This is a genomic window from Ensifer sp. WSM1721, from assembly GCF_000513895.2.
Classification (GTDB): Bacteria; Pseudomonadota; Alphaproteobacteria; order Rhizobiales; family Rhizobiaceae; genus Sinorhizobium.
The window spans coordinates 2,072,205-2,094,176 of the sequence record NZ_CP165782.1 but is presented as its reverse complement, the minus strand read 5'-3'; the positions used below and the strand labels follow the sequence as shown (position 1 = coordinate 2,094,176).

The window sequence follows — 21,972 nt, the reverse complement described above, 5'->3', positions numbered from 1 at the left end:
CTTCTGGGCCCCGTAGCCCCTCACAAACCAGCGGATGCCACCCGCTGCGCTTGAATCTCCATTAACCTATGCCGCCGGTTGCGGCAAGCACACGGGCGAATTTCACGAGGTGGCGCGCTTCAGCCCCGCCGTCAGCAGGCCCGCCCCGATGAGCAGCGACCCGCCGGTGCGATTGACGATGCGCCGCACGCTTGGCTTGCGGATCGCGCCCCCGGCGGCAGAAGCGAGGCAGGCGTAGAGGGTCGCGTTGACCGTCGCGAGCGTCAGGAATGTTACCTCGAAGATCACCATTTGCGCGAAGAGCGGGCGCGACAGATCCAGGAACTGCGGCAGGAAGGCGACGAAGAAGAGGATGCTTTTCGGATTGAGCGCGGTTACTGCGTAGGCGTGCAGAAAAATTCGCAACGGCCGCTCGGCAGGGCTTGCTTCACCGGCAATCCCGGACGCGTCGCCGACGGGTGCCTTCCAGAGCTTGATGCCGAGCCAGACGAGATAGGCGGCGCCGATCCACTTCAATGCGGTGAAGATGGCGGCCGACGTCGCGAGCAGGGCGCCAAGCCCGAGCATCGAGGCGGTCATGGCGGTGAAATCGCCAAGCGCAACGCCTGCGACGGTCGCGCCCGCGACTTTGCGGCCATGGCCGAGCGCATAGGAAATGACGAGAAGGATCGTCGGCCCGGGAATCGCAAGCAGGACGGCCGACGCGGCGGCGAAGGCGAGCCAGTGTTCGAGGGACATGAGAAGGCTCCGGGTTGAATGGCCTGAGAAAGTCAGAGGGAGCCATGCCAACGCGGAGCCGTCAACTGCTATCGAGCTGCTATCGTGCCAAGGTGGGGGAGAACGTCCTTCCCGTAGCTGAACTTAGTCTGCGGTCTGCCATTTCTGGCCGACCACATCCATGACATCGCCGAACCACTTGGCCGAGGTGTCGAAGTGCTTGCCGCCCTTAATGCGGGGGAACTCGATCGTGCGCAGCTTGCCGCCCTGGTCTTCGTCGTGGCCCGTCACGCCCGAAACCTTGTTGAGCGCGCTTTCGACGGCGAGGTCGACCATGCTCTGGATCAGGCGCAGATCGTCGCCGTTGGCCGGTGCGGAGCGGGCATAGTAGCCGGACTTCTGCACCATGGAGCGCTCGGCGCCGAGCAGCGACGCGAACTGCTTGGAGAACCAATTGCCGACATTGATGGTGTCGATCTTCACGTGGCCGAAAGCGTCGCGCTTGACCGTCTCGCCGGCGGCTTCGCGCTCCGCCACGATGGCGTCGAGGCAGGCGCCTTCGCTGACGAAGAGCGTGACGAAGCCTGCGCGGTCCATGACACCGCGCAGCCGCTCGGCTTCCGCTTCGAGATCGAACTTCATCTCCGGCAGATAGAGGCCGTCGATGTTCTTCAGTTGCTCGTTCATCATGAAGCCATCGACATATTCCTTGCCGCGGGCGATCTGCATATAGGCGCGCGCCGTCGCCGCCGTCAGCCAGCCGCAGTGACGGCCCATGACCTCGTGGACCACGAGGGTGCGCGGTGCGGCACTCTGCTCGTTGCTCACATGGTCGAAGAAACGGGCGCCGTAGTCGGCAGCCGTCCAGGCGCCGAGCGTCTGACGAATCGGCACCACGTCGTTGTCGACGGTCTTCGGCAGGCCGACGACGGTGAGGTCATAGCCATTGGCGCCGAGATAGGCGGCAAGATCGGCCGCGGTCGTATTGGTGTCGTCGCCGCCGATCGTGTGCAGGATGCCGATCCCGTCGGCAGCGAGCCTTTCGGCCGCAACACGAAGCGGGTTTTCGCCGTCCTTCACGAGCCCGCGCTTTACGCAGTCGGCGGTGTTTGTGAGCTTTACGCGGCTGTTGCCGATCGGCGACCCGCCATGGCGATGGAGCAGATGCGCCTTCTCACGCATCGCCGGGGTGATTTCGATGCGGTCGGCGAGAAGCAGGCCCTGATAGCCGGAGCGGTAGGCCACGAGCTCGTAATCGGGCGCGATGTCCGTATAGCGTTCGATCAGTCCGCCGACAGCAGATGAAAGGCAGGGCGCAAGCCCGCCCGCCGTCAGCATTGCGACTTTTTTCTTGGCCATGATTCCTCCTCGGGATTTCGGCACCAAGCGATCGTTCATGGGATCGACCGCATTCTAAAATCCTTGTCTCACGTCAAAGATCACCGTGGTCTAACGCAAATCCGATGGAAATTAAATGACAGGCCTGTGGATCGCAGAAAGTCGGAACGCGTGTAGGCGCGAGAGCCTTGCGTTGAAAGTGTCGCATGGTGCACCACGGAATTCGATTGAGATTTGGGGCGATATGATTTATTGAGGGGCCATCACAAATTCGTCAGCCATGACGGTTCGCGCGGTCAGCCGCTTGCAATTTGCCACCACATCGGGTCATGCTCGTGTGGTGGACAGGGAACAATCGCACTCATGTCATTCTGGGACAACCTTCTCAAGATCGTCACGACCACCGGCAATGCGCTTGCAGGGGTTGTCGAGGCGGTTCGCACACTCTTCGAAGGGGATCCGGAGACCCGGCGCAAGGTGGCGTTTTCGGTCGCCATGATCGCGCTTTCGGCGAAAATGGCGAAGGCCGACGGCATCGTGAACGAGGCCGAGGTGAGCGCTTTCCGCGATATCTTCAAATTTCCCGCGGACCAAGCGAGGAACGTCGCCCGGCTTTACAATCTCGCGCGCCAGGACGTGGCGGGATATGAGGCCTATGCGGAGAAGATGGCGTCGCTCTGCTCTTCCTGCGAGAGGAACTGCCCGATTCTCGAAGACATCATCGACGGTCTGTTCCATATCGCGAAGTCCGACGGGGCGGTGCATGAGAAGGAACTCGCCTTCCTCATGCGCGTGGCCGAAATCTTCAAAATGGACGAGGCGCATTTCAAGCGCATCATGGCGCGTCACGTGCATTTGGACGACCGCGATCCCTATCTGGTCCTCGGTGTATCTCCGAAGGACGACTTCTCCGAGATCCGCAAGCGCTATCGCGTTCTCGTTTCCGAGAACCACCCGGACATGCTGGTTGCGCGCGGCGTGCCCAAGGAATTCCATGCGATCGCCAACGATCGCATGGCGGCGCTGAACGCGGCCTACGAGGCGATCGAAAGAGAACGCCGCGCCGCATGACATCGAAGGCCTGCGATTTTCCCGGCGCCCGCTTCGTGCCGTCACCCAACCACGGCGAGCGCGTTGGCGGGCGGACGCCGGACATGATCATCCTTCACTATACCGGCATGGAGACGGGAGCCTCGGCGCTCGACTGGCTTTGCCGCGAGGAGAGCCAGGTCTCCAGCCACTATTTTGTTCACGAGGACGGGCGCGTCGATCAACTCGTGCCGGAGGAGCGGCGCGCCTGGCATGCGGGAAAGAGCTTCTGGAAGGGCGAGACGGACATCAATTCCTGTTCCATCGGCATCGAGATTGCCAATGCCGGCCATCCGAATGGGCTGCCGGACTTCCCCGAAGCGCAGATCGAAGCGGTCGCCGAATTGTGTCGGGACTGTGGCCAACGCTGGCAAATCGCCCCGGAACGGGTGCTCGCGCACAGCGATGTCGCGCCGATTCGCAAGGTCGATCCGGGAGAAAAATTTCCTTGGGATGTGCTTTTTCGTCGCGGGGTCGGGCACTGGGTGGAGCCGGCGCCGGTCGCAGGCGGGCGCTTCTTCCAGCGCGGTGACCGGGGCCGGCCCGTCGAAGCGCTTCAATCCATGCTTTCCCTTTACGGTTATGGCGTTGAAATCACGGGAGATTTCTGCCAGAAAACCGAAGGCGTAGTGGCAGCTTTCCAGCGACATTTCCGGCAATCGCGGGTGGATGGCATCGCCGACGTTTCCACCATCGATACGCTTCATCGCTTGCTCTTAGCACTCCCCAAACTCAACGCTTAGGCAGCGATTCTCGCTTGCACTAAATTAGCGTCCGTCGGGCTTTCGTGCGCGATTTTTTCGCGTTGCCACATGTTTACCATGATGGCCCCTTCATTTTCCCGGCATCAACTGCAGGGAATGCGGCGCCCGCGCTGCGCCCCTGTCAATAAAAAACGATCGGGAAATTCGGTCGTGACGGTGGGGTGCGCCGTCCGGCCGGTTCCTCAGACCGGAGACGTCAAACTACATGAGAATATCGTCTGTTGCTGCGGTGGCGGCATGCCTTTGCATGTCCGTCGCCGGGATGGGTACGTCGTATGCAGGGGGCATCGACAAAACCATCAAGACCTCTGCGATCCCCTCGGTGACCCGAACGACGGGCTATCCGAAACCGGATCTAACGCTAATGCGCGGCTCGCAATATACGATCCTCATCCAGTCCTACGCCAAGCAATACGGGGTCCCCGTGGATCTCGCGCATGCCATCGTGCAGGTTGAAAGCAACTTCAACTCCGAGGCTCGCGGCAGCGCCGGTGAGATCGGCCTGATGCAGATCAAGCCGGCCACTGCCCGAATGATGGGCTATTCCGGATCCGCCAAGGGCCTTTACGATCCGGAAACCAACATTAAGTTCGGCATGATGTATCTGGCCAAGGCACAGGAGCTTTCGGACGGCACCACCTGCGGCACCATCCTCAAATACAATGCCGGCCACGGTGCCAAGCGGATGAATCCCGTTTCGAAGCGCTACTGCGGTAAAGTCAAGAGCATCCTGGACTTGTGATCTAGTGCATGTACCCGTCCCGATTTAGAGCAAAAACATGCAGCAACCCAAAGTGCCTACAGCATCCTTTGCGTGGCTGAAAAGACACGCGGCGCTGTAGGACAACGCCGGATAGGTCTCGCGTTCCGGCATACCGTTAAAATCTTTGAAGGAAATCGATGTCCTAGGCTGAACGGCATGCTATCTCCGCAGCGAACGAACGATCGGGGAAGGCCATGTCGGAAGGCTTTGACTTCGTCATTGTCGGCAAAGGTATGATGGGCGCTGCGGCGGCGCGTCATCTCGCGCTGGCCGGAGCCAGGGTCGCTCTTGTCGGCCCCGACGAGCCGGAAGATTGGGCCAATCACGGCGGCGTCTTCGCCAGTCACTACGACAATGCGCGCATCACCCGGACGATCGATAACGATCCGGTTTGGGCGCGGCTCGCTCGCCGATCGATTGACCGTTATCCAGAAATAGCCGAGCAGAGCGGCATCGAGTTCTATTTCGAGGTCGGCTGCCTGATCGCGGCGCCGGCTCCGGGCGGTGCGTTCGACTATCTCGAGCATGTCGAACGTGCCCGGGACAGGCTCGGCGTCGACGCGCCGCTGATCCTTGGCGACGACGTCGCCGAGCGGTTTCCCTGGTTCCGCTTCCCGAATGGCTACGGCGGCGTTCACGAGGCGCGTGGCGCGGGCTACATCAATCCCCGCGCACTCGTCCGGGCACAGACGATCGCGGCTGAAAAGCTTGGTGCGCTCGTGGTCCGTTCGGAAGTGGTCTCGGTCGAGGACGGCGCGGATCACGTCGCGGTCAAGACCCTCGACGGGCACTCGGTCCGCGCTGGTCGCATCCTCGTCGCGGCGGGCGGCTTCTCCCTCTCGGAAGCGCTTCTTCCGCGACCGATCGATCTGACGGTGAAGGCGCGCACAGTGCTCTTCGCCGAGGTCGGCCCCGACGATCTCGCCGGCTTTGCCGGCATGCCGTCATTGATCGGTGCCGCGCCGGAACAGGATAGGAGCTACTATTTGCTCCCGCCGGTTGCTTATGCCGACGGCAGACACTACATCAAGATCGGCGGTGATCCGACCGATCGGATCCTTAAGAGCGAGCCGGCGATCCGGGAATGGTTCCGCGGCAGCGGTAGTGCTGAAGCAGCCGATCATCTGCGCGGCCTGCTTGCCGGAGTGATGCCGGGGCTGAGGCCCGTTTCGACGCATTTTTCGCCTTGCGTCACCTCGTTCACGCGGGACGGCTATCCCTATATCGGCTTCGTGAGCGATCGCGTCGCCGTGCTGACGGGCGGCAACGGCCAAGCAGCCAAGAGTTCCGACGAGATCGGCAGGCTGGGCGCGACGCTCGTGATGGACGGCCGGCTTCAAGCCGACGAATACGAGACCGACTTCGCGGTCGCGTATCGATAGCGGACCGCCGCACCGAGGCGAGAGCGCCGATTTTTCTGGCGCTTGGTGCCCCGGTCGGTTAATGAGCCTCTGCCAGTTGGCCGGGCAGCCGCGCCCTGCAAGCGCCGAAAGGCCGCGGGGTGAGGAAAGTCCGGGCTCCACGGAGACACGGTGCCGGATAACGTCCGGCGGGGGTGACCCCAGGGAAAGTGCCACAGAAAGCAAACCGCTCCGCTTGCGGAGTAAGGGTGAAAGGGTGGGGTAAGAGCCCACCGCGGACATGGCAACATGGACGGCACGGTAAACCCCACCGGGAGCAAGACCGAATAGGGATGACACGGGCGCGCGAGCGCCCAGCCGGTTTCCAGGCGCGTCATCCGGGTGGGTTGCACGAGGCTGCGCGCGAGCGCAGTCCCAGATGAATGGCTGCCACGTTCCGTTTCCTTCGGGAGGCGGGGCCATACAGAACCCGGCTTACAGGCCAACTGGCGATTTTCTTCCGCTCCTCGCGCTGGCGTTTTCGACGCAGCGCCTTCTTTCCCTTCCGATCTGGCGCCCGTCCGACGCGCGCGTCTCGAGCTTTTGGCCTTTGACGAATCAGCCCGCCAAGGCCGGTTCACCGGGCGCCGGCTCGACCCGCTTTCGAACGGGATTCCAAGGCATTAGGGGCCGGATCGTAATCCTTTGTTAAACTTAACAACCTATCAATATTTAATCATCCGCGAGGCTGTTTACGAGCTTCTCCCATTGACGCCCATATGGTCCCATGTTATCCCATAATGGTACTGCGCAAGGGCCGCGTCGTGGCCCATTATCGCAAAATTTCAGGATGCCTTCCTCGGAAGGTTCAGGCGGGCGCGCTCGTGCCCGGCGGGGGTCCTTTGTGTGCGCAGGCGAGTGTTCGCGCGGGCCGATGATCATGGCCCGTCAGTCGGAGGCGGCCGTTTCGCGTCATGAACCGCTTCTTGTCACATGCTACGAACCGGATCGATGCCAAGGGGCGGGTCTCCGTGCCTTCGGCGTTTCGCGCCGCGCTTTCGGAAGCGGGTGTGCGGGAGCTATACTGTTTCCAGGACTTCGTCTTTCCGGCGATCAGCGTCGGCGGGCCGGAGCTTCTGGACCGGTTCGAGAGACAGATGGCGTCCGAGGATCCGTTTTCGGATGCAGCCAACCAGATGTCGCTCCTCGTTCACGGGGGCGGCGTCTTCGTGAAGCTCGACCCGGAGGGCCGGTTGATGGTGACGGATTTCATCCGCGACTTCACCGGAATCTCGACCGACGTGACCTTCGTCGGGCGGGGCGATCATTTTCAGCTCTGGGAGCCGCAGGCGTTTGCGAGGGCGCAGGCGGAGGCCCGGGAAGGGCGCAAGCAACGGGGGCTGCGTCCGGAATAGAGTGGAGAGGCGGAATGGTGACGGATCAAGGCGGCGGAGCTTCTGAAGCCGACGGCGGACCGGTTCGTCACATTCCCGTCATGCTTGCCGAAGTGCTCGCAGCGCTTGAACCGGCTCCCGGAAAGGTCATTCTCGACGGCACCTTCGGTGCTGGCGGCTATACGTCCGCGATCCTCAAGGCCGGCGCAGACGTGATCGCGCTCGACCGCGATCCGACGGCGATCGCCGCGGGCCAGTCGCTCGTCGCCGCGGCCGAAGGCCGGCTCAAGCTCGTCCATGCCCGTTTCTCCGAACTTGCCGATCATGCGCCCGAAGGCGGCCTCGACGGCGTCGTGCTCGATATCGGCGTCTCTTCGATGCAGATCGACGAGGCGGAGCGCGGCTTTTCCTTCCAGAAGCAGGGGCCGCTCGACATGCGCATGTCGGGAGCGGGTGTTTCCGCCGCCGACGTCGTCAATCGCGCCAAGGTTTCCGATCTTATTCGCATCTTCGGCTTTCTTGGCGAGGAGAAGCAGGCGGGGCGTATCGCCCGCGCGATCGAGAAGCGCCGGGCAGAGCAGCCTTTCGAAACGACGCGCGACCTCGCCGGCCTCATCGAATTGGTGACTCCGCGTAAGGCCAAGGACAAGATTCATCCGGCAACGCGCGTCTTCCAGGCGCTGCGCATCTTCGTTAACGAAGAACTCGGCGAACTCGCCAATGCGCTCTTTGCCGCCGAACGGGTGCTGAAGCCCGGAGGGCGGCTCGTCGTCGTCACTTTTCATTCGCTAGAAGACAGGATCGTCAAGACGTTCTTCCAGGATCGATCCGGCAAGGCGAGCGGTTCGCGCCATCTGCCGATGGTGGCCGAGCGCGCCGCAACCTTCACACCAGTCGGCAAGCCTATGATTGCAGCGAGCGAGGAAGAAGCGTCCCGCAACCCGCGCGCCCGGTCGGCGAAACTCAGAGCCGGCATCCGCACGGAAGCCCCGTCGCGGGGAGACGATCTGTCCATTTTCAATCTGCCGGAACTGGCGAGCCTTGCAAGGCTGGGAGGCTAGGAGACGATGCTCAGAACGCTCGATATTGTCCTGATCGTCATCATGACGGCGGCCGCCACGGTCACCTACACGATCAAGCACCAGGCCGAGAACAAGCTCGAGGAGGTCCGCAGGCTCGATGCTGCAATCAAGCTCGAGGAGGACACGATCGATCTGCTCAGGGCCGACTGGGCGCTTCTCACGCAGCCGAACCGGCTGGAAAGACTGGTCGACGCCTTCGCCGCCGACCTGAAGCTGGCGCCGACGCCGTCGACACAGCTTGCGCGGCCACAGGAACTGCCGATGCTCAAGGCCGAGTTGCCGCCGCCGGAAGAGGGCAAAGAGAAGGCAGTCAAAGATGGGGCAAGCAAAGACAAGATGGCCGCAAATAAGGCGGCTGATGACGAAGCCGGCCACGACGAGGCGGCCGAGGACGGCGTCGCCGCGGTGATCAATGCCGATAATATCGCAACAGGTTCGGTGGCGCGCTGATGTCGTTTCTCTCCCGTATCATGGTGCTGAAAAGCAAGGCGCATTTTTCGGCGGGCGGCAATAATCGCCCGACCGATGGCGCGCTCAATGTCACTTTCCAAGGAACGCGCAAGAAGACCGCCAGCCAGGCGAAGAGCCGGGTAGCGATCATCATCGCCAGCTTCGGCATCGTCTACGCGGTGATCGGCGGACGACTGGTGCAATACGGTCTTGCGCAACCGGAGACGGTTTCCTCGATCGGCCGCGCCGACAGCCTGATGGCCTCTCGGCCCGATATCCTCGACCGCAACGGAGAAATCCTGGCGACCGATATCCGCACGGTCTCGCTTTATGCCGAGCCGCACAAGATCGTCGATGCGGATGAGGCGGTGGAACGGCTTGCTACGGTCCTGCCCGACCTCAATGCGCGCGAGATCTACAACAAGCTCAAGTCCAACTCGCGTTTCCAATGGCTGCGCCGCCAGTTGACGCCAAAGCAGCAGGGCGAGATCCTTGCGCTTGGCATCCCTGGCATCGGTTTCCGTCCGGAGAAGCGACGTTTCTATCCCGGCGGCCCCACCGCCGCGCATATTCTCGGCCACGTCAATATCGACAACCGCGGCGTCGCCGGCATGGAGCGCTACATCGACAGCCAGGGGCTCGCCGATCTCGCGGCGATCGGCATGACCAGCGACGCCAAGCTCGAGCCCGTAAGGCTCTCGATCGACGTGCGCGTCCAGAACATCGTGCGCGACGTCATCGATTCCGGCATGAAAAACTATCAGGCGATCGCTGCCGGTGCCGTCGTAATGGACGTGAATACCGGCGAAGTGCTGGCGATGGCCTCCGTTCCGGACTACGACCCGAACAAGCCAGCGGAAGGCGCCGAGGAGGGCTGGATGAACCGCATGTCGAACGGCACGTTCGAGATGGGCTCCACCTTCAAAACCTTCACCATCGCCATGGGCCTCGATTCCGGCAAGGTGACCCTCAACGACAGCTTCGATGCGACCGCGCCCATCCGGATCGGCGGCTTCACCATCAAGGACTTCCATGGCAAGCGCCGCGTGCTGACCGTGCCGGAGATCTTCCAGTATTCCTCGAATATCGGCACGGCCAAGGTCGCCGACCTCGTCGGCATTCCCGGGCACAAGGAATTTCTGACCCGCCTTGGTCTGCTCACAAAACTGCCGACGGAGCTTCCGGAGGTCAAAGCGCCAAGCCAGCCGCGCGAATGGAAGAAGATTAACTCGATCACCATTTCCTTCGGTCACGGCGTCTCGACGACGCCGCTGCAGACGGCGGTTGCCGGTGCCGCGCTGGTCAATGGCGGCAAGCTCATCCCGCCGACCTTCCTACCGCGCACCGAGGGACAGGCGAGCGAGCTCGCCACTGCCGTCGTCAAGGAGAGCACTAGCAACGACATGCGCTATCTGCTTCGCTGGAACGGTATCGCCGGCTCGGGTAAGCGGGCGCTCGTTCCGGGCTTCAATGTCGGCGGCAAGACCGGCACCGCCGACAAGGTCGTCAACGGCCGCTATGCCAACGACCTGAACTTCAACGCCTTCCTCGCCGCCTTTCCGATCGACAATCCGAAGTACATCGTGCTGACCTTCATCGATGCGCCGAAGACGGGTGAAGGCGGAGGGCGCACCGCAGGCTCCAACGCCGCCCCCATGGTGCGCGACATCATCAGCCGTTCCGCGCCGCTTCTTGGTGTCGAGCCGAAATTCGGAGAAGACGGTTCTGCCTTGCTTGTGTCTTATTGACCGTGAAATGAGAGTGCGGGACGATTCGCGAATCGAGCGGATCATTTGATGTGAGACGTGCAGTTCATGAAGATCAAGGACCTGGCGGGAGCGAACTTCCCGGAACTTTCGGCGCAACTGAAGGGCGATGCTGCGAACGTCGAAATCGGCGGCATCACGGCCGATAGCCGGCAGGTCAAACCGGGCGACCTCTTCGTCGCCGTGGCCGGAACGAAGGCGAATGGCGCCGCCTATATCGCCGATGCCATCGCCCGCGGTGCTGCGGCTGTCGTCGCCGCCGACGCACATGGGGATGCGGCCACGCCGGTCTTCTTTCTTCCCGAGCCGCGCCGCTTTCTCGCCAAGGCCGCTGCCGCCTTCTACGGGCGCCAGCCCGAAACCATGGTGGCGGTGACGGGAACGGCGGGCAAGACGTCGGTCGCCTCCTTCACGCGGCAGATCTGGGCGCATTCGGGCCTCTCGGCGGCGATGATCGGCACTACCGGCGTGGTGGCGCCGGGTCGCAACGAATACGGGTCTCTCACCACCCCGGATCCGGTCTCGCTGCACAAGCTGCTCGCCGAACTTGCCGGCGAAGGCGTCACCCATGCGGCGATGGAGGCCTCCAGCCACGGCCTCGATCAGAACAGGCTCGATGGCGTCCGGCTTGCCGCTGCCGCCTTCACCAATCTCGGCCGCGACCACATGGACTATCATCCGACGGTCGAGCACTACATGGCCTCAAAGATGCGCCTTTTCGGCGACCTCCTGCCGAAGGGCTCGCCGGCGGTGATCTTCGCCGACGACCAATGGTCGGCCGAGGCTATCGCCGCCGCGCGCAAGGCCGGCCAGGATGTCCGCACCGTTGGCCGCAGCGGCGATTTCATCACGCTGAAGCGCGTCGAGCATTTCCGCCACAAGCAGTCGGCGGAGGTGCATGTCGGCGACGATATCTTCGAAATCCACGTGCCGCTCGCCGGCGACTTCCAGGTGGCCAACGCGCTTGTTGCCGCCGGCCTCGCAATGTCGACGGGCATCACCGCCAAGGCGGCCTTCTCGGCGCTCGAGAAACTGCAGGGGGCTTCCGGCCGGCTGGAACTCGTCGGCCAAACGAGGGACGGCGCGCTCGCCTATGTGGACTACGCTCACAAGCCCGATGCGCTCGCGAACGTGCTGGAGTCCGTGCGCCCGTTCACGACTGGCCGCGTGATCGTCGTCTTCGGCTGCGGCGGCGACCGGGACAAGGGCAAGCGCCCGATCATGGGCGAGATCGCCAGCCGGCTTGCCGATGTCGTCATCGTCACCGACGACAATCCGCGCTCGGAGGTGCCCGAGGTGATCCGTGCCGAGATCATGTCCGGCGCCAACGGCGCGACTGAGATCGCCGATCGGGCCGAAGCGATCCGCACCGCCGTCGGCATGCTCAAGACCGGCGACACGCTGATCGTTGCCGGCAAGGGGCATGAAGAGGGGCAAACGATCGGCTCCGTGACACTGCCGTTCTCCGACCATGCGGAGGTGCGCAAGGCACTGGGAGGTCTTTGATTTGAACTGGCTCTGGACAATCAGCGATCTTATGGCCGCGATGAACGGCCGCCCGGTCGGCAATCTGCCGGAAGGGATCACCGGCATTTCGATCGACAGCCGCACGATCGGCAAGGGAGAGGCCTTTTTCGCCATCAGGGGCGATCGTGTCGACGGCCACGACTATGCCGGCATCGCGCTTGCGAACGGAGCCGCGGTGCTTGTCGTCAGCGAGGCGAAGCTTCCGGCGCTCGGCCGGCTGATCGCGCCGATGATCGTTGTCGATGATGTTCTGGAGGCGATGATCCGGCTCGGCTGCGCGGCGCGCGACCGCAGCGCCGCCAAGATCATCGCCGTGACCGGTTCGGTCGGAAAAACGACGACGAAGGAGATGTTGCGGCACGTGCTTTCGCCGCTCGGCCGCGTTCATGCCTCCATCGCCTCTTTCAACAATCATTGGGGCGTGCCGCTGACGCTGGCGCGCATGCCGGAAGCGACCGATTTCGGTATCTTCGAGATCGGTATGAACCACCCGGGCGAGATCCGCCCGTTGACGCGGATGGTCCGTCCGCATGTGGCGGTCGTCACCAGTATTGCCGCCGCCCATCTCGGCAATTTCTCGAGCCTCGACGAGATCGCAGCGGCGAAGGCCGAAATCTTCGAGGGCGTCGTCAAAGGCGGCCACGCGGTCATCAATCGCGACAGCGCGCAATATGATCTCCTGGAGAGGTCGGCTGCAGCGGCAGGCGTCGGCCACATCCATTCCTTCGGCGCCAATCCGAAGTCGGAGTTTCGCCTGGCCGAGTTTGCCGGTGGGGCGGAGGGATCGGTGCTCTGGGCCGCGATCGGCGGCAGGACTCTGGAAATCGCGATCGGCGCGCCCGGACGCCATATCGCCGAAAATGCCTTGGCGGTGATTGCGGCGGCAATGCTCGCCGGTGCGGACATCGACCGAGTCGTCGCATCACTTGCCACGATGCAGCCGGAGAAGGGCAGGGGGCAGCGGCACCGTCTGAAGATCGAGGCCGGTTACCTGACGCTGATTGACGAGAGCTATAACGCCAACCCCGCATCTATGCGGGCGGCGATCTCGCTTCTTCGTGATGCCGAGCCGCCGCCCGGCGGGCGCCGCGTCGCGATCCTCGGCGACATGCTGGAGATGGGCGAGCATGCGGCAGCGGTGCATGCCGGACTCGCGGAACCGATCGTTGATGCGGGCATCGCGGACGTCTGGTTGGCCGGACCCGAGATGGTGCATTTGCGCGACGCGCTGCCGCCGGAGGTTTCCACAATTTACCGAGACTCGGTCGACGACCTGAGAACTTATGTAATCGGGGCGGTTACGGCCGGCGACGTGGTGATGGTCAAGTCTTCGAAAGGTACGGGCTGCGCAAAGATCGTCCAGGCGCTCCTAGAAGCATACCCCGAAGTGCCGACCGAAGCGGGGGAAGTATAACGGGCGCTGCCACCATTGCTGGTGGATACAGCGCGCGGCCAGGGGAAATGGCCTAACATAGTCGAACGCAAGTGGGTATCGTCTATCAGATGATTCTGTTGGACGCTGTCCGATTCTAAACTTCTGGGGGAAGGTCCCTAATGCTCATCTGGCTTGTGGAACTGGCGGACCACTTTCAATTCTTCAATCTCTTCCGCTACATCACCTTCCGCACGGGTGCGGCTCTCTTCACCTCCGCCTTGGTCGTGTTCCTGTTCGGACCGGCAATGATCGCGTCGTTGCGCATCCGCCAGGGCAAAGGTCAGCCAATACGCGCCGATGGACCCCAGACCCACTTCAAGAAAGCCGGCACGCCCACAATGGGCGGGCTGATGATTCTGACCGGTATCGTGGTCTCGTCGCTGCTCTGGGCCGATCTTTCGAGCATCTATGTCGTCTCGACGCTATTGGTGACGCTCGGCTTCGGTGCGATCGGCTTCTACGACGATTATCTCAAGGTGACGAAGCAGTCCGACAAGGGCTTTTCCGGCAAAGCGCGCCTCGGCATCGAATTCGCGATCGCCGCCATTGCCGTCTTCTTCATGATGCGGGCGGCGCTTTCGGCGGGCTCGGGAGGCTCCACCTTCGGCTCGTCCCTGACCTTTCCGTTCTTCAAGGACCTGATGCTTAATCTCGGCTACTTCTTCGTGCTTTTCGGCGGTTTCGTCATCGTCGGCGCGGGCAATGCCGTGAACCTGACGGACGGTCTCGACGGGCTTGCGATCGTGCCGGTGATGATCGCTTCCGCAGCTTTCGGTCTGATCGCCTATCTGGCCGGTAATGCCGTCTTCGCCAATTATCTGCAGATCCATTTCGTGCCCGGCACGGGCGAGCTCGCGGTGATCCTCGGTGCCGTGATCGGCGCGGGATTGGGCTTTCTCTGGTTCAACGCGCCGCCGGCCGCGATCTTCATGGGCGACACCGGCTCGCTTGCGCTTGGTGGCTTGATCGGGACCGTCGCGGTCGCCACCAAACACGAGATCGTCATGATCATCATCGGCGGCCTCTTCGTCATCGAGACGCTGTCGGTCATCATTCAGGTCTTCTGGTTCAAGCGCACGGGCCGTCGCGTGTTTCTCATGGCGCCGATCCATCATCACTTCGAAAAGAAGGGCTGGACGGAGAGCCAGGTGGTGATCCGCTTCTGGATCATCGCCGTCATCCTTGCGATGATCGGTCTTTCCACTCTGAAGCTGCGGTGAGCGAAAGATGATCCCGGTCACCACATTCAAGGGGAAGAAAGTCGGACTTTTCGGACTGGGCGGTTCGGGATTGGCGACGGCCCAGGCGCTCGTTGCCGGCGGAGCGGACGTCACGGCTTGGGACGACAATCCCGACAGCGTCGCCAAGGCAACCGCTGCAGGCATTGCGACGGCCGATCTGCGCCACGTCGACTGGGACGGCTTCGCCGCTTTCGTGCTCTCGCCCGGCGTGCCGCTGACGCATCCCAAGCCGCACTGGAGCGTTGATCTCGCCCGTCAAGCGAGCGTCGAGATCGTCGGCGACATCGAGCTTTTCGTACGCGAGCGGCGCGCGCATGCGCCCGATTGCCCTTTCGTCGCGATCACTGGCACCAACGGCAAGTCGACGACCACGGCGCTGATCGCCCATATCCTGAAGACAACCGGGCGCGACACGCAACTCGGCGGCAATATCGGCACGGCCGTGCTGACGCTCGATCCGCCGAAGGCCGGACGCTTCTACGTCGTCGAGTGTTCTTCCTATCAGATCGACCTTGCTCCCACGCTTGATCCGACGGCCGGGATCCTGCTCAATTTGACGCCGGACCACCTCGATCGGCACGGCACGATGCAGCACTATGCCGATATCAAGGAACGGCTGGTGGCCGGCAGCCGAACCGCGGTGGTCGGCGTCGACGACAGCTATTCCAGCCTGATTGCCGACCGGGTGGAGCGGGCCGGAACAAAGGTCGTGCGCATTTCGCGCCGCCATCCGCTGACCGAGGGCATATATGCCGAGGGCTCGCTGCTGATGCGCGCCCAAGGGGGAACATCTTCGCCTTTCACCGATCTGTCAGGCATCCAGACGCTGCGCGGCGGGCACAATGCCCAGAATGCCGCGGCGGCGATCGCCGCCTGCCTCGCGGTCGGCGTCAGCGACAAGGAAATCGTCGATGGTCTCCGGACCTTCCCCGGCCTCAAGCACCGGATGCAGCCGGTCGCCAGAAAGGGCGAGATCGTCTTCGTGAACGACAGTAAGGCGACCAATGCGGATGCGGCGGCGCCAGCGCTTTCGAGCTACGATCGCATCTATTGGATCGCCGGTGGGCTGCCGAAGGAGGGCGGCATCGCGTCGCTGACGCCGTTCTTCCCGAAGATCGTCAAGGCCTATCTCATCGGCGAGGCGGCGCCTGCCTTTGCGGCCACGCTCGGCGAGGCGGTGCCCTACGAGATTTCCGGTACTTTGGAAAAGGCGGTCGCGCATGCGGCGGCGGATGCGGCGCGGGACATGGAAGGCCCGGCGGCGGTGATGCTTTCCCCGGCCTGCGCAAGCTTCGACCAGTACAAGAACTTCGAGGTGCGCGGCGATGCCTTTGTCGGTCACGTCGCGGCGCTCGAAGGCGTGACCATGCTTATCTGACGGCTCAGGCCGGACTGGAAAGGGGACAGACAGATGGTAAGCCGAGCCGAACGTGGCCCCGTGGCCGACTGGTTCTGGACGATAGACAGGTTTTTCTTGGCGACCTTCATCCTCCTGATGGGCGTCGGCTTCATGCTCTCCTTTGCGGCGAGCCCCCCGGTCGCCGAGCGGCTCGGCCTCGATAGCTTCCACTTCGTCAAGCGTCACGCGCTTTTCCTGCTGCCGTCGCTCGCCGTAATGGTGGGCATTTCCTTCCTCTCGCCGCGGCAGGTGAGGCGCGCGGCGATAATCCTGCTCGTCATCTCGCTCGCGATGATGGTGCTGGCGCTCTTCTTCGGACAGGAGGTCAAGGGTTCACGGCGATGGATATCGCTCGCCGGCATCTCTGTCCAACCTTCGGAATTCATGAAGCCAGCCTTCGTGGTCGTCTGTGCGTGGCTTTTCGCCGAGCATGCGCGGCAGCCGGAAATCCCGGGCAACCTGCTCTCGATCCTGCTCTTCGGCATCGTAGGGGCGCTGCTCGTCGCCCAGCCCGACCTCGGTCAGACGATCCTGACCACCGTGGTCTGGGGCGGCATGTTCTTCATGGCCGGCATGCCGTGGTTGTGGATCATCATCCTTGCAGGGGTGGCGGCGGGCGGTTTCTTCGCAGCCTATACCGTGCTGCCGCACGTCGCAGGCCGCATCGACCGGTTCTTGACCGGCGAGGGCGATACATTCCAGGTGGATACCGCCCGCGAGGCGATCATCCGCGGCGACTGGTTCGGTCGCGGGCCCGGCGAAGGTGTCGTCAAGCGCATCATTCCGGACAGCCATACCGATTTCATCTTCTCTGTGGCAGCGGAGGAATTCGGCATCGTCTTCTGCATGGTCATCGTGGTGATCTTCGCCTTTCTGGTCATGCGCGGCCTCAATCATGCCTTCCGCGAGCGCAACGATTTCAACCGTTTTGCCGTTGCCGGCCTCGTCCTGCAGATCGGTATCCAGTCGATGATCAATATCGGCGTGAACCTCGAGCTGCTTCCGGCGAAAGGCATGACCCTGCCTTTGATTTCCTATGGCGGCTCGTCGATGGTGGCGATCTGCGTGACGGCGGGCTTCATTCTGGCGCTTACCCGTCACCGGCCGGAAAAACGCGCGGTCGAGCGCAGCCTCTTTCGATCCGGCGTCGGAGTGCCGGCGGAGTAAGACATGGACAAGGGCATCATCCTTCTTGCCGCCGGCGGTACCGGCGGCCACCTTTTTCCCGCCGAAGCGCTGGCCCACGAGCTGAAGGTGTCGGGCTATTCCGTGCACCTCGTGACGGACAGCCGCGCCGAGCGCTTCGCCGGCAAGTTTCCGGCCGACGAAATCCACGTTGTGCCGTCGGCGACGATCGGCTCGAGAAATCCCGTGAAGCTTGCTCGGTCGGTGTGGAAGCTATGGACGGGTCTCAGAGCGGCGCGGCGGCTGATTGGCCGTCTCAAGCCGCGGGCGGTCGTCGGCTTCGGTGGCTATCCGACAGTGCCGCCGCTGCTTGCCGCGATCGGCATGGGTGTGCCGTCGCTCATCCACGAACAGAATGCCGTGATGGGGCGCGCGAACAAGATGCTTGCATCGCGCGTACAAGCGATTGCCGGCGGCTTCCTCCCGGAAGGAGGCGGAGCCTTCGCGGCAAAGACCGTGACGACCGGGAACCCCGTACGCCCGGCCGTCATCGAGGCCGCTGGCGCATCCTACGCGACGTCCTCCGGTGAGATGCCCTTTCATCTCGTCGTCTTCGGCGGCAGCCAGGGCGCGCAATATTTTTCGAAGGCGGTGCCGCAGGCGGTCTGCCGCCTGGACGACGCTTTGCGTCAACGGCTCAAGGTGACGCAGCAGGCGCGGCCCGAGGACAGGGAAGGCGTCATCGCGGCCTATGAGAAACTCGGAGTCGCCGCCGAAGTCTCACATTTCTTCACCGACATGGCCGCGCGCATCGCCTCGGCACAGCTCGTCATCTGCCGCTCCGGCGCTTCGACCGTTTCGGAAATCTCGGTGATCGGCCGGCCGGCCATCCTTGTGCCCTATCCCTACGCCCTTGACCACGATCAGGCAGCCAATGCCGCGGCCCTTGCCGCCAAGGGAGGCGCACGAGTAATCGCGCAGGTTGAGCTTACCGCCGAACGGCTCGCCGGCATTCTCTCCGACGCGATGAGCAATCCGGAAGCGCTGGCGCAGATGGCTGCCAGTGCCCGCGAAACCGGCAAGCCGGATGCAGCGCGCTTGCTTGCATCCGTGGTAGAGGCTATTGCCAGCGGCTCGACAGTCGCGAAATTCAAGGAAACACGCTCATGAAAATGCCGAAGACGATCGGGCTCGTACATTTCATCGGTATCGGCGGCATCGGCATGAGCGGGATCGCGGAGGTGCTGCACAATCTCGGGCATCGCGTCCAGGGCTCGGATCAGTCCGACAGCGCCAATGTCCAGCGGCTCAGGGACAAGGGCATCAAGGTCTCGATCGGGCACAAGGCCGAAAATCTCGGCGATGCCGAAGTTGTGGTCGTCTCGACCGCGATCAAGAAGGACAATCCGGAACTGATCGCCGCGCGCGAGAAGTTCTTGCCAGTCGTGCGTCGCGCGGAGATGCTCGCCGAGCTGATGCGCTTCCGCAACGCGATAGCGATCGGCGGCACCCACGGCAAGACGACGACGACCTCGATGATTGCCGCCCTGCTCGATGCGGGCGGGCTCGATCCGACGGTCATCAACGGCGGCATCATCAATGCCTACGGCACCAATGCGCGCATGGGCGCCGGCGAGTGGATGGTGGTCGAGGCGGACGAGTCCGACGGCACCTTCCTGAAGCTGCCGGCCGACATCGCCGTCGTCACCAATATCGATCCGGAGCATCTCGACCATTACGGCAATTTCGACGCTGTGCGGGCCGCCTTCCGGCAGTTCGTCGAGAACGTGCCCTTTTACGGCTTCGGTGTGCTTTGCCTCGATCACCCCGAGGTGCAGACCATGGTCGGCAAGATCGAAGACCGCAAGATCGTCACTTACGGCGAGAACCCGCAGGCCGACGTGCGCTTCCACAATGTCCGCATGGACGGCGCGACCTCGATCTTCGATATCGAGATCCGCCGCCGCCGAACCGGTCAGGTGATCGAGCTCAAGGACCTCAAGCTGCCCATGCCGGGCCGCCACAACATTTCCAATGCCACTGCCGCCATTGCAGTCGCGCAGCGCCTCGGCATCAAGCCGGAGGACATTGCCAAGGGGCTCTCCTCCTTCGGCGGCGTCAAGCGCCGCTTCACGCTGACGGGCGAATGGAACGGCGCGCGCATCTTCGACGATTACGGTCATCATCCGGTCGAGATCAAGGCGGTCCTCAGGGCAGCGCGCGAGGCTTGCCAAGGACGCATCATCGCAATCCACCAGCCGCATCGCTACACGCGTCTGTCAAGCCTGTTCGAGGACTTCACGTCCTGCTTCAACGATGCCGACACCATCCTGATCACACCGGTCTATGCCGCAGGCGAGGAGGCGATCGACGGCGTCAATTCGCAAGCGCTCGTCAACAGCATCAAGGCTGCCGGACACCGCGACGCTCGCTACGTCACCGGCCAGGAGGCGCTTGCGCCTATTGTCGCCAAGATTGCGCAGCCGGGCGATTTTGTGGTTCTCTTGGGGGCTGGCAGCATCACCTACTGGGCCGCGGCCTTGCCCAAGGAGCTTGCGGACATTTCAGGAAATTGAGCATGAAACAGGTCAATGGTCAGAAACTCCTCGAGGCGCTCGGAAGCGGCGTCGACGCAATCCGCGGACGCATCACGCCCGATGCCCCGATGGACCGCGTCACCTGGTTTCGCGCGGGCGGTCTCGCCGAGCTCATGTTCCAGCCGCACGACACGGATGACCTCGTCGCCTTCCTGAAGCTCGTGCCTAAGGATGTTCCGGTGACGGTGGTCGGTGTCGGCTCCAACCTGCTCGTGCGTGATGGCGGTATTCCGGGCGTTGTCATCCGGCTTTCGGCCAAGGGCTTCGGCGATCTCGAACTCGTCGGCGACAATCGCATCAAGGCGGGCGCGATCTGCCCGGACAAGAACATCGCCGCAATGGCGCTCGACCACGGTATCGGCGGCTTCCATTTCTACTATGGCATTCCGGGTTCGATCGGCGGGGCGCTGAGGATGAACGCCGGCGCCAATGGCAACGAGACGAGCGAGCGCGTCGTCGAGGTCCATGCGGTCGACCGCAAGGGCAACAAGCATGTCTTGAGCAATGCCGACATGGGCTATGCCTATCGCCACTCCGACGCGGCCAAAGAACTGATCTTCACGCACGCGATCTTCGAGGGCTATGCGGAAGACAAAGCCAAAATCCGCAGCGACATGGACGGCGTGCGCCAGCACCGCGAGGCGGTGCAGCCCATTCGCGAGAAGACCGGCGGCTCCACCTTCAAGAACCCTGAAGGCCATTCCGCCTGGAAGCTTATCGACGAGGCCGGCTGCCGCGGCATGATGATCGGCAGCGCCCAGATGTCGCCGCTCCATTGCAACTTCATGATCAATACCGGCCAGGCGACCGGCTACGAGCTCGAATATCTCGGCGAGACCGTGCGCCAGCGGGTGATGGAGCATTCCGGCGTCAAGCTGGAGTGGGAGATCAAACGCGTCGGCAAATTCATGCCCGGCTACGAGATCAAGGAATTCCTCGGCCGTGCGACGGTCTGATCGGTATCAAGGACGCAGTTGAAAGGGCCGCGGCGGGGAACCGCCGCGGCCCTTTTCTCGAGATCATCTTGGCTTAACCCGAAACGTTTCCTCGTCCGGTATTCAGCGGGGCTTGGGTATTTTTCCCGCTTTGCGGGAGTGTTTTGCCATCGCACAATTCCACCTTGACGGGAATCGAATAGTAACGAACTCTCGCCAGCCGAAGCGATCGGCTTCGGCTCTGGGAGAGAACTCATGTTCAGAAAACTTTCTACGGAATTTCTCGGCACGTTCTGGCTCGTTCTCGGTGGTTGCGGCAGCGCGGTGCTCGCGGCCGCATTTCCGCAGGTCGGCATCGGCCTGCTCGGGGTCTCCTTCGCCTTCGGTCTTACGGTCCTGACAATGGCCTATGCGGTTGGCGGAATCTCCGGGGGCCACTTCAATCCCGCGGTTTCCGTGGGTCTTGCCGTCGCGGGCAAATTCCCGGCCTCCAGGCTCGTCGGCTATATCGTCGCGCAGGTGGCGGGCGCGATCGTTGCTGCCGCCGTCCTTTACGTGATCGCCACGGGCAAGGCGGATGTCCAGCTTGGAGGTTTTGCGGCCAATGGTTACGGCGAACATTCGCCTGGCGGCTATTCGCTGATGGCAGCGCTCGTCACCGAGATCGTGATGACCTTCTTCTTCCTCTTCATCATTCTCGGATCCACGCATGGCCGGGTGCCGGCGGGTTTCGCACCCATTGCGATCGGCCTTGCTCTTACGTTGATCCACCTCGTGTCCATCCCGGTCACCAATACCTCCGTCAACCCGGCACGCTCGACAGGGCAGGCGTTGTTTGTCGGCGACTGGGCGCTCTCCCAACTCTGGCTCTTCTGGGTGGCGCCTCTCATCGGCGCGGTGATTGCCGGCGTCGTCTGGAAGATCGTCGGCGAGGAGGACTGACCGAGGCGGCGTCCTCATACCTCCCCCTATTGTGCTTAGTTGTTGGTGGGCCCCGTCCGATCGAAAGC

General features: G+C 62.9%; 19 protein-coding genes and 1 other RNA gene. 18 read left to right on the top strand and 2 right to left on the bottom strand.

Going from position 1 to position 21,972, the window contains the following annotated elements; all coding sequences use genetic code 11:
• Positions 1-102: 102 nt before the first annotated feature.
• Positions 103-738 carry a LysE family translocator gene (locus M728_RS10310; RefSeq protein ID WP_026619072.1) on the bottom strand — a complete coding sequence of 212 codons (636 nt, stop codon included), beginning with the start codon at positions 736-738 and terminating at the stop codon, positions 103-105.
• 123 nt (positions 739-861) lie between these two features.
• Entirely contained in the window at positions 862-2,076 is a 1,215-nt protein-coding gene (locus M728_RS10305; protein ID WP_026619073.1) for a pyrophosphate--fructose-6-phosphate 1-phosphotransferase, read from the bottom strand.
• Positions 2,077-2,418: 342 nt separating this feature from the next.
• Between M728_RS10305 and M728_RS10300 the strand changes: the two genes are divergently transcribed.
• The 18 genes from M728_RS10300 (at position 2,419) to aqpZ (ending at position 21,904) form a co-directional block, all read left to right on the top strand.
• On the top strand, positions 2,419-3,126 hold the full coding sequence (locus M728_RS10300; RefSeq protein ID WP_026619074.1) for a DnaJ family molecular chaperone: 708 nt from the start codon (positions 2,419-2,421) through the stop codon (positions 3,124-3,126).
• Positions 3,123-3,887 carry an N-acetylmuramoyl-L-alanine amidase gene (locus tag M728_RS10295; RefSeq protein WP_026619075.1) on the top strand — a complete coding sequence of 255 codons (765 nt, stop codon included), beginning with the start codon at positions 3,123-3,125 and terminating at the stop codon, positions 3,885-3,887. Before M728_RS10300 ends, M728_RS10295 begins: the two co-directional genes overlap by 4 nt.
• A gap of 226 nt (positions 3,888-4,113) precedes the next feature.
• Positions 4,114-4,650 (top strand): lytic transglycosylase domain-containing protein, encoded by a 537-nt coding sequence (locus M728_RS10290; protein ID WP_026619076.1) that lies wholly within the window; start codon positions 4,114-4,116, stop codon positions 4,648-4,650.
• A gap of 215 nt (positions 4,651-4,865) precedes the next feature.
• Positions 4,866-6,053, top strand: a complete 1,188-nt coding sequence (locus tag M728_RS10285; protein WP_026619077.1) for an FAD-binding oxidoreductase — start codon at positions 4,866-4,868, stop codon at positions 6,051-6,053.
• A 72-nt stretch (positions 6,054-6,125) separates the two neighbouring features.
• An RNA gene (gene rnpB / locus M728_RS10280) (RNase P RNA component class A) lies at positions 6,126-6,525 on the top strand.
• A gap of 460 nt (positions 6,526-6,985) precedes the next feature.
• Complete coding sequence (mraZ, locus tag M728_RS10275; RefSeq protein ID WP_026617787.1) at positions 6,986-7,426, top strand: division/cell wall cluster transcriptional repressor MraZ; 441 nt, start codon at positions 6,986-6,988, stop codon at positions 7,424-7,426.
• A 14-nt stretch (positions 7,427-7,440) separates the two neighbouring features.
• Positions 7,441-8,466 (top strand): 16S rRNA (cytosine(1402)-N(4))-methyltransferase RsmH, encoded by a 1,026-nt coding sequence (rsmH, locus tag M728_RS10270; protein ID WP_026619078.1) that lies wholly within the window; start codon positions 7,441-7,443, stop codon positions 8,464-8,466.
• 6 nt (positions 8,467-8,472) lie between these two features.
• The gene (locus M728_RS10265) at positions 8,473-8,937 is read left to right on the top strand and encodes a hypothetical protein (RefSeq protein WP_026619079.1); all 465 of its coding nucleotides are present in this window, start codon (positions 8,473-8,475) and stop codon (positions 8,935-8,937) included.
• Positions 8,937-10,685: a penicillin-binding protein 2 gene (locus M728_RS10260; protein ID WP_026619080.1), complete on the top strand. Its 1,749-nt coding sequence runs from the start codon at positions 8,937-8,939 to the stop codon at positions 10,683-10,685. Before M728_RS10265 ends, M728_RS10260 begins: the two co-directional genes overlap by 1 nt.
• A gap of 66 nt (positions 10,686-10,751) precedes the next feature.
• Positions 10,752-12,209 (top strand): UDP-N-acetylmuramoyl-L-alanyl-D-glutamate--2,6-diaminopimelate ligase, encoded by a 1,458-nt coding sequence (locus M728_RS10255; protein ID WP_026619081.1) that lies wholly within the window; start codon positions 10,752-10,754, stop codon positions 12,207-12,209.
• A 1-nt stretch (position 12,210) separates the two neighbouring features.
• Positions 12,211-13,644, top strand: a complete 1,434-nt coding sequence (locus M728_RS10250; protein WP_026619082.1) for a UDP-N-acetylmuramoylalanyl-D-glutamyl-2,6-diaminopimelate--D-alanyl-D-alanine ligase — start codon at positions 12,211-12,213, stop codon at positions 13,642-13,644.
• A 140-nt stretch (positions 13,645-13,784) separates the two neighbouring features.
• The gene (mraY, locus tag M728_RS10245) at positions 13,785-14,885 is read left to right on the top strand and encodes a phospho-N-acetylmuramoyl-pentapeptide-transferase (protein ID WP_026619083.1); all 1,101 of its coding nucleotides are present in this window, start codon (positions 13,785-13,787) and stop codon (positions 14,883-14,885) included.
• A 7-nt stretch (positions 14,886-14,892) separates the two neighbouring features.
• Positions 14,893-16,284, top strand: coding sequence for a UDP-N-acetylmuramoyl-L-alanine--D-glutamate ligase (gene murD / locus M728_RS10240; protein WP_026619084.1), 1,392 nt, complete (start codon positions 14,893-14,895; stop codon positions 16,282-16,284).
• Positions 16,285-16,317: 33 nt separating this feature from the next.
• Positions 16,318-17,472, top strand: a complete 1,155-nt coding sequence (gene ftsW, locus M728_RS10235; protein ID WP_026619085.1) for a putative lipid II flippase FtsW — start codon at positions 16,318-16,320, stop codon at positions 17,470-17,472.
• Between the two features lie 3 nt (positions 17,473-17,475).
• The gene (gene murG / locus M728_RS10230) at positions 17,476-18,600 is read left to right on the top strand and encodes an undecaprenyldiphospho-muramoylpentapeptide beta-N-acetylglucosaminyltransferase (protein ID WP_026619086.1); all 1,125 of its coding nucleotides are present in this window, start codon (positions 17,476-17,478) and stop codon (positions 18,598-18,600) included.
• Positions 18,597-20,006, top strand: a complete 1,410-nt coding sequence (gene murC / locus M728_RS10225; protein WP_026619087.1) for a UDP-N-acetylmuramate--L-alanine ligase — start codon at positions 18,597-18,599, stop codon at positions 20,004-20,006. Before murG ends, murC begins: the two co-directional genes overlap by 4 nt.
• 2 nt (positions 20,007-20,008) lie before the next feature.
• Positions 20,009-20,983, top strand: a complete 975-nt coding sequence (gene murB, locus M728_RS10220) for a UDP-N-acetylmuramate dehydrogenase (RefSeq protein ID WP_026619088.1) — start codon at positions 20,009-20,011, stop codon at positions 20,981-20,983.
• 234 nt (positions 20,984-21,217) lie between these two features.
• Positions 21,218-21,904 carry an aquaporin Z gene (gene aqpZ, locus M728_RS10215; RefSeq protein ID WP_026619089.1) on the top strand — a complete coding sequence of 229 codons (687 nt, stop codon included), beginning with the start codon at positions 21,218-21,220 and terminating at the stop codon, positions 21,902-21,904.
• Positions 21,905-21,972: the final 68 nt, after the last annotated feature.